Origin of the sequence: Haloferax marisrubri, assembly GCF_001469875.2 — an archaeon.
Classification (GTDB): Archaea; Halobacteriota; Halobacteria; order Halobacteriales; family Haloferacaceae; genus Haloferax; species Haloferax marisrubri.
Map to the genome: position 1 here is coordinate 416,676 of NZ_LOPW02000004.1, position 13,101 is coordinate 429,776.

10 protein-coding genes are annotated in these 13,101 nt (G+C 66.7%); 6 read left to right on the forward strand and 4 right to left on the reverse strand.

Annotation, left to right across the window (positions count from 1 at the left end; translation table 11 throughout):
• Positions 1–75: 75 nt before the first annotated feature.
• Positions 76–1,260 carry an NAD(P)/FAD-dependent oxidoreductase gene (locus tag AUR65_RS04345; protein ID WP_058568878.1) on the forward strand — a complete coding sequence of 395 codons (1,185 nt, stop codon included), beginning with the start codon at positions 76–78 and terminating at the stop codon, positions 1,258–1,260.
• 20 nt (positions 1,261–1,280) lie between these two features.
• On the opposite strand, the gene AUR65_RS04350 is transcribed toward AUR65_RS04345, so the two are convergent.
• Complete coding sequence (locus tag AUR65_RS04350; protein ID WP_058568879.1) at positions 1,281–1,553, reverse strand: hypothetical protein; 273 nt, start codon at positions 1,551–1,553, stop codon at positions 1,281–1,283.
• A 315-nt stretch (positions 1,554–1,868) separates the two neighbouring features.
• On the opposite strand from AUR65_RS04350, the gene pheS reads away from it, so the two are divergent.
• The 4 genes from pheS (at position 1,869) to AUR65_RS04370 (ending at position 9,289) form a co-directional block, all read left to right on the forward strand.
• Positions 1,869–3,368: a phenylalanine--tRNA ligase subunit alpha gene (gene pheS / locus AUR65_RS04355; protein ID WP_058568887.1), complete on the forward strand. Its 1,500-nt coding sequence runs from the start codon at positions 1,869–1,871 to the stop codon at positions 3,366–3,368.
• Positions 3,368–5,131 (forward strand): phenylalanine--tRNA ligase subunit beta, encoded by a 1,764-nt coding sequence (gene pheT, locus AUR65_RS04360; RefSeq protein ID WP_058568880.1) that lies wholly within the window; start codon positions 3,368–3,370, stop codon positions 5,129–5,131. Before pheS ends, pheT begins: the two co-directional genes overlap by 1 nt.
• A 249-nt stretch (positions 5,132–5,380) precedes the next feature.
• Positions 5,381–6,586 carry a trans-sulfuration enzyme family protein gene (locus AUR65_RS04365; protein WP_058568881.1) on the forward strand — a complete coding sequence of 402 codons (1,206 nt, stop codon included), beginning with the start codon at positions 5,381–5,383 and terminating at the stop codon, positions 6,584–6,586.
• A gap of 90 nt (positions 6,587–6,676) precedes the next feature.
• Entirely contained in the window at positions 6,677–9,289 is a 2,613-nt protein-coding gene (locus AUR65_RS04370) for a valine--tRNA ligase (RefSeq protein ID WP_058568882.1), read from the forward strand.
• Positions 9,290–9,355: 66 nt separating this feature from the next.
• Here the strand turns inward: AUR65_RS04370 and AUR65_RS04375 are convergent, their stop codons facing one another.
• From AUR65_RS04375 to AUR65_RS04385, 3 genes are all read right to left on the reverse strand, one after another.
• Positions 9,356–10,693 carry a DUF6498-containing protein gene (locus AUR65_RS04375; protein ID WP_269844088.1) on the reverse strand — a complete coding sequence of 446 codons (1,338 nt, stop codon included), beginning with the start codon at positions 10,691–10,693 and terminating at the stop codon, positions 9,356–9,358.
• Positions 10,694–10,787: 94 nt separating this feature from the next.
• Positions 10,788–11,843, reverse strand: a complete 1,056-nt coding sequence (locus AUR65_RS04380) for a quinone-dependent dihydroorotate dehydrogenase (protein ID WP_058568884.1) — start codon at positions 11,841–11,843, stop codon at positions 10,788–10,790.
• Between the two features lie 60 nt (positions 11,844–11,903).
• Positions 11,904–12,101 (reverse strand): hypothetical protein, encoded by a 198-nt coding sequence (locus AUR65_RS04385; RefSeq protein ID WP_004044784.1) that lies wholly within the window; start codon positions 12,099–12,101, stop codon positions 11,904–11,906.
• A 238-nt stretch (positions 12,102–12,339) separates the two neighbouring features.
• On the opposite strand from AUR65_RS04385, the gene AUR65_RS04390 reads away from it, so the two are divergent.
• On the forward strand, positions 12,340–12,654 hold the full coding sequence (locus AUR65_RS04390) for a non-histone chromosomal MC1 family protein (protein WP_004044781.1): 315 nt from the start codon (positions 12,340–12,342) through the stop codon (positions 12,652–12,654).
• Positions 12,655–13,101 lie beyond the last annotated feature (447 nt).

Genomic DNA, 13,101 nt, shown 5'->3' on the forward strand with positions numbered 1-13,101 from the left:
GCGGTCGCGTGAAAACATTGCGCCTCGCTAGTGTGTGACAGACAAACTCATGTCGGTGGCGAATCAGACAGGACCATGCACGTCCTCATCGTCGGCGGCGGGGTCGTCGGACTCGCCTGCGCCCACGCGCTGGCCGGCCGCGGGGCCGAAGTCACCGTCTGCGAGGCGGGGACGCTCGGCGGCGGCAGTACGGGTCGCGCGGCGGGCGGCATCCGAACGCAGTTCTCGACGCGCGTGAACGTCGAACTCTCGCTCGCCAGCGTCCCCGTCTGGGAGTCCTTCGCGGACGACTTCGGCGTCGACATCGACTACCGGCGGTCGGGCTATCTCTTTCTCGCCCGGACCGAGGAGACCGCCGCGGCGTTCCGGGAGAACGTCGCCATGCAGACCGACGCGGGCGCGCCGAGTCGCGTCCTCTCACCCGAGGAGGCCGCCGAGTACCTCCCGGAACTCCGAACCGAGTCGTTCGTCGCGGCGACCTTCTCTGCGGCCGACGGCGTCGCCGACCCGCACTCCGCGGTGCAGGGCTACTCGGACGCGCTCCGCGCCGCCGGTGTCGATATCCGGACGAAGACGCCCGTGACCGACCTCGCTCGCGTCGGCGACGGTGACTCGGCCGGTGCGGTAGACACTCCCGACGCCGACGGCTGGCGGGCCGAGACGCCGGCCGGTCCCATCGATGCCGACGCCGTGGTCGTCGCGGCGGGCGCGTGGTCCGCCCGGGTCGGCTCCCTCGCCGGCGTCGACCTCCCAATCGCGCCGCGCCGCCGGCAGATAGCCGTCGTGGAACCTGAGGGCGACCTCCCCGCGGACGCCCCGCTCACCATCGACCTCGACACGGGGGCGTACTTCCGCCCGGAGCGGGAGGGAACCGCCATCGTCGGCGGGCACTTCTCGGGGTCGGACCCCGACGTGGACCCCGACCGATTCGACGAGTCGATGGACGTGGAGTGGGCGGTGGAGGCGACCGAGCGGGCCGACGACGCCGCGGCCTACTTCGGCCCGGAGACGCGGATTCGGAACGGCTGGGCCGGGCTGTACGCCGTGACGCCCGACCACCACGCGATTCTGGACGAAGTGGTCCCCGGCCTCGTCGTCGCCGCCGGCTTCTCGGGCCACGGCTTCCAGCACGCGCCCGCGACCGGCGAGGCCGTCGCCGACCTGTGTCTCGGCGAGCACGCCTGTGAGGTGGACGTGTCGGCGCTGTCGCTCGACCGGTTCGAATCGGGCGAGACGCTCCGCGAGCGGAACGTCGCGTAGGAGAATCCGGGAAGCTCAGTTCAGGCGCTCATATCGACGACAGCGCGGAGTTCGCCGAGGACGCGGACGGGGTCGGCCACGTCGCGCGACGCGAGGACGCGAAAGCCGGTGCCGCTCTCGTCTTCGACGACGCGGTAGGTCTGTTCGCCGTCGTCGAACTCGTAGGGCGGCGCGGCCCGGACGAGGACGGCCTCGACGTCGTCTCTGTCGTCCGGGCGGTTCGGGGGTTTGACGATGAGCGACGCCTCGTGGCCGAGGCGAATCGCCGACAGGGTCGTGTCCAGGTCTCGCATTCGTCTTCGCCGTCTCTCGGTCGGCCGGTACCAAGAACGTATCTGCGGATTGACGCGGAGTGGACGCGCAACGCTTTTAGTCGGCACTCACAATCGGTCGCATATGGCATCCGAGCCCAAACGCGGGACGCGAGCGAGCGAACCGACTACCGACGGGTTCGGATTTTTCTTTCTGACCGCCTGAGGTCGGCGGACTCCGTGCGGGCGTCACCGCGCCCGCCGGACGAAACCGACCCCGCCGGTCAGCCCCGCCAGCGCGGCGAGGCTTCGAAACTGCTAACCGACCACCAGACGGCTAACGCCACAACGAACCAGATGCGACTTCCGGAATCACAGGTCGCGGTGTTGAACGCCGCGAGCGCCACCGACGAACGAACGATTGCACAGCTCGCGGAGGCGACGGACCAGAAGCCCGAGACGGTGACGGGCGCGGTCTTCGACCTCCGCGACGAGGGACTCGTCTCGGTCACGGAGACCGCGGAGGAGTCCGTCGAACTGACAGACGAGGGCGTCGAGTACGCCGACGAGGGCCTCCCCGAGGTCCGTCTCTACCGCGCCGCGCTCGACGTGGGCGACGGCGACGCGGTCCCGATGGGACAGGTCATCGGCGCGTCCTCCCTCGGCGGCCCGCAGGTCGATATCGCGCTGTCGAACTTCGCGCGCAAGGGCTACGGACACATCGACTCGGGCGAACTCGCGCCCGACGCGGACGCCGACCCCGACGCCGACGAGGAGGCCGCCGCGCTCGCGGCCCTCGACGCGGGCGAGTCCGTCGACGCCGACGTGCTCGACCAACTCGAATCGCGAAAACTCGTGGTCCGCCACGAGCGAACCATCCGCGCCGTCACCCTCACCGACGAGGGCGTCACGGCGCTGATGGAGGGCGTCGAGGCGGCCGAGACGGTCGACCGCCTCACCCCCGAGATGCTCACCTCCGGCGAGTGGGAAGACGTGGAGTTCACCGAGTACAACGTCGAGGCCGACGCGCCCGAGGCCCGCGGCGGCAAGAAGCACATCCTCCGGCAGACCGCCGACCGCGTGAAGGACGTGCTCACCGGCATGGGCTTCGCCGAGATGGAAGGCCCGCACGCCGACGCGGACTTCTGGATTAACGATTGTCTGTTCATGCCGCAGGACCACCCGGCGCGCACCCACTGGGACCGCTTCGCCCTCGACGTGCCGCCGATGGAGGACATCCCCGAGGACCTCATCGACAACGTCCGCGACGCCCATCTCAACGGCGTCGGCGACGACGGCGACGGCTACCACTCGCCGTGGTCCGAGGACTTCGCGCGGGCCATCGCGCTCCGCGGCCACACCACGTCGCTGTCGATGCGCTACCTCTCGGGCCACGAGGTCGGGGAGCTAGAGCCGCCGCAGCGGTACTTCTCGGTCGAAAAGGTGTACCGCAACGACACGCTCGACCCGACGCACCTGCTGGAGTTCTACCAAATCGAGGGCTGGGTGATGGCCGAGGACCTCTCGGTGCGCGACCTGATGGGCACCTTCGAGGAGTTCTACTCTCACTTCGGCATCACGGACATCCAGTTCAAGCCGCACTACAACCCCTACACGGAGCCGTCGTTCGAGCTGTTCGGCCGACACCCCGAGACGGGCGAACTCATCGAAATCGGCAACTCCGGTATGTTCCGCGAGGAGGTGCTTCGCCCGCTCGGCGTCGAGTGCGACGTGATGGCGTGGGGCCTCGCCTTAGAGCGCCTGCTGATGCTCATGTACGGCTTCGACGACATCCGCGACGTGCACGGAACGCTGTGTGACCTCGACCTGCTCCGCGAGACGGAGGTGCTCAAGTAATGCCCGTAGTCGACGTTCAACCCGACGAACTGCGCCGCCTGACCGGCCACGAAGACAAGTCCGACGAGGAGTTCAAAGACGACCTGTTCGCGCTCGGACTGGAGTTCGAGGGCGTCACCGACGACGGGGCGTTCCAACTCGAGTTCGGTCCCGACCGCCTCGACCGCCTGTCGGTCGAAGGCGTCGCCCGCTCGCTTCGCTACCAGTACGGCGACGCCCGCGGCGTCTCCGTGCCGAACACGAACGACCCCGACTGGACCTTCGTCGTCGACGACGACGTTCCCGACGAGCGCCCCTACGTCACGGGCGCGGTCGTCCGCGGGGTCGACCTGGACGACGCGGCGCTCGACTCGCTCATCCAGTTGCAGGAGAAGCTTCACGCGACGATGGGCCGCAAGCGCGCCAAGGGAGCCATCGGCATCCACGACCTGACGATGCTGAAAGGCGACGTGCTCTCGGAGAACGCCTCCGGCAACTCCATCACGTACACGGGTATCGAACCCGACGGCGACACCTTCGTCGCGCTCGACTCCAACGACGAACTCACGCCCGCCGAGGTGCTCGAACAGCACGACACCGGGCGGAAGTACGCCGACCTCGTGAGCGAGTACGACCGCTACCCGGCCATCTACGACGAAATCGGCCTGTTCTCGTTCCCGCCGGTCATCAACGGCCGCCGGACCGAGGTCTCGACGGACTCCCGCGACCTGCTCGTCGAACTCACCGGCACCGACCAGTGGACCATCGACCGGATGTGCAACATCATCTGCTACGCGCTGGCCGCCCGCGGGGCGACCATCGAGGAGGTCGAGGTCCAGTACGAGACGGGCACCGTCGCCAAGCCCGACTTCGAAGTCGAGACGAAACACGTCTCCCACGACCGCATCGAGACGGTCCTCGGCGTCGAGTTGGAGATGGACGAGGTCATCGACCTGTTCGAGCGCTCCGGCCTCGACGCGAACGCCGAACTCGCCGAAGAGACCGTCTACGAGGTCTCCATTCCGCCGTACCGCGTGGACGTGCTCCACCCGCTCGACCTCGTGGACGACGTGGGGCGCGCCTACGGCTTCAACGAACTCGAACCGCGCTACCCCGACGTGGGGACGGTCGGCCAGCGCCACGAGCGCTCCCGACTCGAAGACGCCGTCCGCACCTCGCTCGTCGGCCTCGGCTTCGAGGACCTGCTCAACTTCCACATGATTTCGGAGGAGGAGAACTACGAGCGCATGGACGTCGAGGTCGGGTCCGACGTTCCCGCGAGCGAAGCGAGTGGGAGCTCGCCGGAACAGCGTTCCGGCGGTGTGCTCGGCGGCGGCGAACCCGCCTCCATCACCGAACCGTACAGCGAGGACTACACCATGCTTCGGACGTGGGTGCTGCCCTCGCTGACGATGGTGCTGGAGAACAACACCCACCGGGCGTACCCGCAGGACCTCGCGGAAATCGGCCACGTGGCCCACCGCGACGACGACGAGAACACCCGCGTCGCCGAGGCCCGCCACGTCGCGGCCGTCCTCGCCCGCCACGACGCGACCTACGAGGACGCGAAGGCCCGCCTCGCGGCGCTCTGCCGCGACTTCGACGCGGAACTGGAGACGCCCGTGACCGAGCATCCGTCGTTCATCGACGGCCGCACCGCCGCGGTCGTCATCGACGGCGAGGAAGTCGGCGTCGTCGGCGAACTCCACCCGAAGGTCATCGTCGACCACGACCTCGAACTGCCGGTCGCGGCGTTCGAGTTCGACCTGTCGGCGCTGGCGTAGGCGTTCCGGCGGTTGTTTTTGGTCCAGATTTTTGCGCGACGAGCGGTGCGAGTCGCGGAAAAAGGTGGGAGCTTCGACCTGTCGGCGCTGGCGTAGGAGTTCCGGCGGTCGTTTTTGGTCCGGGTTTTTGAGAGTCCACGAACCGAAACCGAATAACCTCGGGTAATTTCACATCGTCAGTAATTCTTTTCGTGCATTTGGTCAGAACGCGATAGAAACCTTTAGGACGCGAGTCGTCGCGTTTTCTGTATGAACGATAATGATGTTCGTCGCGAGACGCTGGCGGTGACCCACGGCGAGCGCGGGCAGGCCCCGGCCCCGGGCGTCGAGGACGTCGTCGTTCCGGTCCACCTCTCTTCGACCTACGCGGTGCCGAGCATCGACCCCGACGCGGACCTGGAAACGCTCGACCCCGACGCGGGCGAGTACCTCTACTCGCGGCTGTCGAACCCGACGCGGAACGCGCTGGAACACCGGCTCGCGGCGCTCGAAGGGGCCGACCACGCGCTGGCGTTCGTCTCCGGCACGGCGGCCATCGCCGCGACGATGACCGCGGTGGTCCGGCCGGGCGACCACATCGTCGCGTTCGAGGACCTCTACGGCGGGACGAAGACGATGCTCAACCGGCTGTTCGCCGACCGGCTGAACGTGGACGTGTCGTTCGTGGACGCCACCGACCCCGAGAACGTCGCGGCCGCGATGCGCGAGGAGACCGCGCTCGTCTGGATGGAGACGCCGACGAACCCGCTCATGCATCTCTGCGACATCGAGGCCATCGCGGCCATCGCCGACGAGGGGGACGCGGTCTTCGGCGTGGACAACACCTTCCTCAGCCCGCAGTTCCAGAACCCGCTGTCGCTCGGGGCCGACGTGGTCGTCCACAGCACCACGAAGTACCTCAACGGCCACTCCGACTCTATCGGCGGCGCGGTCGTCACCGACCGCGAGGACGTACTGGAGGAGATCACGTTCCTCCAGCGCGTCGGGATGGGGTCGATGCTCTCACCGTTCGACTCCTACCTGACGCTCCGGGGCATCAAGACGCTCCCGCTGCGGATGCGCCAGCACGAGGCCAACGCGATGGAAATCGCCGAGTTCCTCGAATCCCACGAGGCCGTGACGCGGGTGTTGTACCCGGGGCTGGAGTCCCACCCGCAACACGACCTCGCGGCGCGCCAGCAGTCCGGATTCGGCGGGGTGCTGTCGTTCGAACTCGACACCGACCTCGACGGGACCGCGGAGTTCCTCGGCGAACTCCGGGAGTTCCCGCTGGCGGTCAGCCTCGGCGGCGTCGAGAGCCTCATCGAGCACCCGGCGACGATGACGCACTCGCCGCTCTCGCAGACCGAACGCGACGCGCTCGGTATCTCCGATTCGCTCCTCCGGATGTCCGTGGGCGTCGAGCACGTCGACGACCTTCGTTCGGACCTCGCGTCGGCGCTGTCGGTCCTGTAGGAAGTCACCGCTCTCGCGCCCGAATTCCGTTCCCTCGGGCACTTAACCGAGGCGTTTAACAGTCCGCCCGGCTGTAGGTACGCCAACGCAATGCCGAGCGGAGAATACGATCCGGAAACCGTCGAGGCGAAGTGGCAAGAGAGGTGGGTCGACGAAGACCTGTACGCGTACCCGGAGCGTGCGGTAGACCCCGACACCGTCTTCTCCATCGACTCACCGCCGCCGACGGTGTCCGGGAGCCTCCATTGGGGCCACGTCTACGGCTTCACCCTCCAGGACTTCGTCGCCCGGTTCAACCGGATGCGCGGCGACGAGGTGTACTTCCCGTTCGGCTACGACGACAACGGCATCGCGTCGGAGCTCCTGACCGAGGACGAACTCGGTATCAAACACCAGGACTACGAGCGACGCGAGTTCCAGAAGCTCTGCCGCGAGGTCACGGCGGAGTACGAAGGCGAGTTCACGGAGAAGATGCAGAACCTCGGCATCTCCATCGACTGGGACCAGACGTACCAGACGATTTCGCCCGAGGTCCAGCGCGTCTCTCAGCTCTCCTTCGTCGACCTCTACGAGAAGGGTCGGCAGTACCGCCAGCGCGCGCCAGCCATCTGGTGTCCCGAGTGTGAGACCGCTATCTCGCAGGTCGAGACCGAAGACGACGAGCAGGGCTCGCACTTCCACGACATCGAGTTCGGCGTGGCCGATTCCGAGGAGTCGTTCGTCATCTCCACGACGCGCCCCGAACTGCTCCCCGCCTGTGTCGCCGTCTTCGTCCACCCCGACGACGACGACAACGCGCACCTCGTCGGGCAGGAAGCCGAGGTCCCGCTGTTCGGCCAGCGGGTTCCCATCCTCGAAGACGAGCGCGTCGACCTGGAGACGGGCACGGGCCTCGTCATGTGCTGTACCTTCGGCGACCAGACCGACATCGAGTGGTATCAGGCCCACGACCTGCCGCTCCGCGTCGCCATCGACGAGTCCGGCACGATGACCGAGGAGGCAGACGAGTACGCCGGTCTCTCCGCCGACGAGGCGCGGGAGGCCATCGTCTCCGACCTCGACGACGCCGGGGCGCTCCTCGACAAGCGCGCCATCACGCACACGGTCAACGTCCACGAGCGGTGTGGAACGAGCGTCGAGTTCCTCGTCAAAGACCAGTGGTACATCAAACTGCTCGACAAGCGCGAGGAGTACCTCGAAGCCGGCGAGCAGATGGACTGGTACCCCGAGAAGATGTTCACGCGGTACAAGAACTGGATAGAGGGGCTCCAGTGGGACTGGGCCATCTCTCGACAGCGCTCCTCGGGGATTCCGTTCCCCGTCTGGTACTGCGAGGACTGTGAACACGTCGTCGTCGCCGACCGCGAGGACCTGCCCGTCGACCCGCTCTCTGACGACCCGCCGGTCGACGCCTGTCCCGAGTGCGGCCACGACGAGTTCGCCGCCGAGGACGACGTGTTCGACACGTGGGCGACCTCGTCGCTCACGCCCCTCATCAACGGCGGCTGGGACTGGAACCCCGAGACGGAGGAGATGGAACTCGACCGGCCCGAACTCTACCCGTTCGACATGCGCCCGCAGGGCCACGACATCATCTCCTTTTGGCTGTTCCACACGGTCGTCAAGTGCTACGAGCACACCGGCGAGGTCCCGTTCGACAGCGTCATGATAAACGGGATGGTCCTCGACGAGAACCGCGAGAAGATGTCGAAGTCCGTCGGCAACGTCGTCTCGCCCGACGAGGTCTTAGAGAAGTTCCCGGTCGACGCCGCCCGCTACTGGGCCGCCGGGAGCGCCGTCGGCGACGACCTGCCGTACCAGGAGAAGGGCCTCGTCGCGGGCGAGAAGCTCATGCGGAAGCTCTGGAACGCCTCCAAGCTCGTCGAGAGCCTCACCGAGGACGCGCCCGCCGAGTTCGACCACGACGACCTGAAGGCCATCGACCGCTGGCTTCTGGCCTCGCTCGACCGCGAACTCGAGTTCGTCACGGAGAAACTGGAGAACCGCGAGTTCTCGAAGGCGCGCGACCGCCTCCGCAGTTTCTTCTGGCACACGTTCTGTGACGACTACCTCGAAATCGCCAAACAGCGCGTCCGCGAGGGCGACGACCCCTCGGCGGCGTACACGCTCCAGACCGCCCACAAGCGGTTCCTGACCTGCTTCGCGCCCATCCTCGCGCACGTCACGGAGGAGCTGTGGCGCGACATGTACGACGAGGCGAGCGTCCACGACCAGTCGTGGCCCGAACCGCTCGGCCTCGACGCCGACGTGGCGGCCGGCGAGACGGCGATGGCCGTCGTCGGCGCGCTCCGCAAGTACAAAAGCGACAACCAGCTCTCGATGAACGCCCCGGTCGACCTCGTGCAGGTGTACGGCGACATCCACGGCTTCGAGGAGGACGTGAGTGGCGTCATGCACATCGAGGACCTCGAACTCCTCGACGAGGAGCCCGAAATCGAGTCGGTCGTGACCGGCGTCGACCTCGACTACTCGCTCGTCGGCCCCGAGTACGGCGCACAGGTTCCGGACATCGAGGCCGCGCTCGAAAGCGACGACTACGAGGTCGAAGACGGCGTGATGCACGTCGCGGGCGTCGAACTCGACCCCGAGATGTTCACCATCGAGGAGTCCCGCGAGTACGTCGGCGAAGGCGACATGCTCGAAGCCGGCGACGCCATCGTCATCGTCCAGCACGCCGACTGAAGCGGCGACTCGGTCGTTTTCGTTCGCGTTCTTTTCCCGGTAGTCGGTCGCCCAGCCGATGGCTCGTCAGTCGTCGCGGTTCGGCACCGGCGTCTCGGTATCGGCCTCGGTCTCAGTTTCCGTCTCGGTCTCCGACTCGGCTTCAGCCTCGGCTTCGCCGCCGTCGAAGGCGGCTCGCACCGCCGCCGCGTCTTCGACGTGGGGAACCGTCATCGGATGGTTCGCGTTCGCGTCGTCGGCGTTGACTTCCTCGGGGTCGGGGACGGTGAGTTGCACGTCCGGGCCCGTGTCCGCGTCCGTCTCGAATCGCACCGTCTCCGTACCGAACAGGCGGTCGACGGCGTCGGTGGACACGCTGACGTCGGTGACGGCGTCGCGTTCGAGGCGGGATTGGGGTTCGCCCAACAGCGTGTCGTGAGCGACGAGTACGTCGTCGTAGCACCGAAACTCGACGGGCCCGGTGGCGAGGTAGCGGGAGGTTCCCCGGACGGCACCGAACGCGGCGGCGAGGGCGAGCGGCGCGAGCGCGACCGTCCACGCGCCGAAGAAGACGAGCGCGGCGGCGACGCCGTAGCACCACAGCACGCCGCTGGTGACCGTGTACCGGAGGCTTCTGTAGGCCGCATCGGCGAGGGCGACCGCGCGGGTTGGCGTGGTTCGATAGGTCGGCGCTCTTTTCGGTTCCTCGACCGGAACCGGTTCTATCTCCGTCTCCTCGCTTCCGTAGAGGCGGTAGAAGACGCCCCGCTTTTCGCTCCGTTCGAGCTGGAGCGCGCGGAGGTCGTAGAGGAGTTTCAGGCCGACGAGCGCCGCGAGGAACGCTTCGTTATCGAACTCGACCGCGAACGGCCCGACGGCGAACATCAGCAGTCCGACGGCGAACAGGAGTTTGAACGGGGGCAGGAGCACCGACCGGGCGGAGTGGTCGCGGTAGCCGCCCGCCGCAAAGTATCCGGTGACCGTTTCGACGCCCCGTCCGACGAACACGCCCACGCCGCCCAGAAGGATTTGCCCGGCGACCTCCTCGGTGACGACCGGGTCGGTCAGGCTGAACGTGAGGAACGCGACGCCGAGTTCGAGCGGGACGAGCAGGAACGCCGCGATGAGGAACGTCGGGACGTTCCGCGGGTAACACGGTGGGAGCGGTCCGGGGAGCGAGACCGACCCCCTCTTGGCCTGTAACGGGCCGAACAGTCGGTCCCCGTCGCCGATGGCGTTGTTGGGTCGCTTGACCGCGAAGGGTATCTTCACGAGCGTCCAGCACAGCACGACGGCGATTTCGGCGACGAACACGCCGAAGAGCACGGTCGGGGACCACCCGAGGAACAGGACGCCGACCGGCGCGACGGCGTTCGAGGCGAGGACCGCGAGCACACCGGAGTCGCGAGGAGCGGGAGGGCGCACGAATTGTCAATCGAATAGGTTGAAAATCAGTCTTCGGTTCGACACCGATACGCGGGCGGTTGGTTGTCGCAGTAGGTGGTCGTCGCGGACGACGCTACAGCCCCGACCCGACGGCGTCGGCCACGTCGTCGAAGCCGTCGCGGTCGAGCAGGTCGAGGAGGCCGCGGTTGATGTCGCGGGCGATGGACGGGCCCTCGTAAATCATGCCCGTGTAGAGTTGGACCATCTCGGCCCCGGCGCGAATCTTCCGATAGGCGCTTTCGGCGTCCGAGACACCGCCGACGCCCACGACGGGCACGTCGGTCCGCTCGGCGATGTAGCGAATCATGTTCGTTGCTTCGGCCTCGATTGGCTTCCCGGAGAGGCCACCCCGTTCGGCCCGGTTCGGGTTCCGCAGGGTGTCGGGCCGCGAGGTGGTCGTGTTGCTGGCGATGATGCCGTCGAGACCGAGTTCGTCGACGACTTCGAGCGCGTCCTCAACGGCGGGGTCCGGGAGGTCCGGCGAGAGTTTCACGAGAAGCGGGTCGGCACCGGCGTCGACGAGCGTCCCGAGAATCGCTTCGAGCGAGTCGCGGTTCTGCAGGTCGCGGAAGCCCTCGCTGTTGGGACACGAGACGTTGACGACGAAGTAGTCCGCCCCGTCGGCGACGCGCTCGTAGGTGTAGCGGTAGTCCTCAGGGGCCTCCTCGGTGGGCGTCACCTCCGAGAGCGCGAGGTTGACGCCGACCGGGATATCGGGGTGGGGTCCGGCGGCGAGGCGCTCTCCGACCGCGTCCGCGCCCTCGTTGTTGAGGCCCATGCGGTTGATGAGCGCCTCGTCCTCGGGGAGGCGGAACATCCGCGGGCGCGGGTTCCCGGGTTGCGGCTCCGCGGTGACGCCGCCGACCTCGACGTGGCCGAAACCGAGCGCGGAGAGGACGGTGGGTATCTCGGCGTTCTTGTCGAACCCCGCCGCGACGCCGACCGGGTTCGGGAAGTCGAGGCCGAACGCACTCGTGGCGAGTCGGGCGTCGTCGACGCGGTAGCGTCGTTCCAAGAGCGGTTCGACGGGCGTGCCGCGAGCGCTCGCGAGCAGTCCGTGAATGGTCCGGTGGGCGGTCTCCGGTGGGAACGAAAAGAGGAGCGGTTTGGCGAGGTGATAGGGGTTCATTGCTGTCTGTCGGGCCGTCCGCTGGTGGGGAGTCGGTTCGAGACGATGCGGGTCACGCGCTTAGAAGTCGTGTTCGACCTGGTCTGGGTCCGCTTTCTGGATGATGATTTTGCCGTCTCGAACGCGGACGAACACCTCGTCACCGATCTCCATCCCGGCGACCGCGAGTTCGTCTTCGTGGAGGTTGACGTGGACGTTGTGGTACTCGCCGTTCTCGTCTTTGGCGCCACTCGGACTGAGCTTCTTTTTCCGGACCATCTGGGGGTCTATCCGTTGGTTCGCCGCAGGGGATACATAAGTGTTGTCTCCGTCTGCCCGCAGAGTGGTGATTTTCGCCGCAACCCGACCGTCTCGAACAGAAACTCGTCGCATCGTCGGCGGGGTGAGCCGCCGCCTCGAACCGGTCGAGTATATAAGTAACACGGCGTCGTCGGTCGAAATTCGTCGATATATTTATCATGTGCCATGTGGTTCATTGGCATAGAGGTGGAAAATCATGGTACGCGAGGACGGTAAGCGAAACTTCGTGCTCCGAGAGGAGGACGGTACAGAGACGAGTGTGTTTTCGGGCAGTATGCCGAGACAAGCGGCGCTCAAGGCGGCCCGACGACTCGACCCCGCCGGTTCCGAGGACGACGCGAAGTCGGACGCGGTCGAGATTCGACTCCGGGAGAAGGGGACCGACAAGGTCCACATCTTCGACGCGTGGGCGTGGAACAGCAGCGCCCCCGAGGACAAGCCCGGGTGGATGGAGGGGAAGATTACCAAAGGAAACGTTTCCAAGAAAGGAATCGAACACCTCGACGAGTAGCGCGACCGACGTTCACATTCTTATCGTGCGCACGCACGTGTAGCACCCGAGTCGTAGCGTAGTCGATACGCCTTTCAAACAGCGCTGCCAGCGTCTGTTTGCGCGACCAACACCCGGTCAGACCGAACGTACGACGCGGGGGATGACCGACCGGCCTCCAGTCGCGCGATATCTATCTCTTCGAGAGACATCGGTCGCCACGGGAATCTATCATTATCTTATGAGTAATCCCGCCATGAAACCGCATGACGAAGCGCCATCGGTTCGACGGCCTTTTATGTATCCCCGGCATTCGGATTAATGCGAAGAAGCGCACGGGGGCACTCCCCCCGAAGGCTTCCACCGAACGCCCCGACCCCAAGGTCGTCAGGCGCTCACCGGGATGACACACCTTCCCGGGGGTCGCCACGATACGACGGCCTTAAGTGGTCCAAGGCATTTCGGATG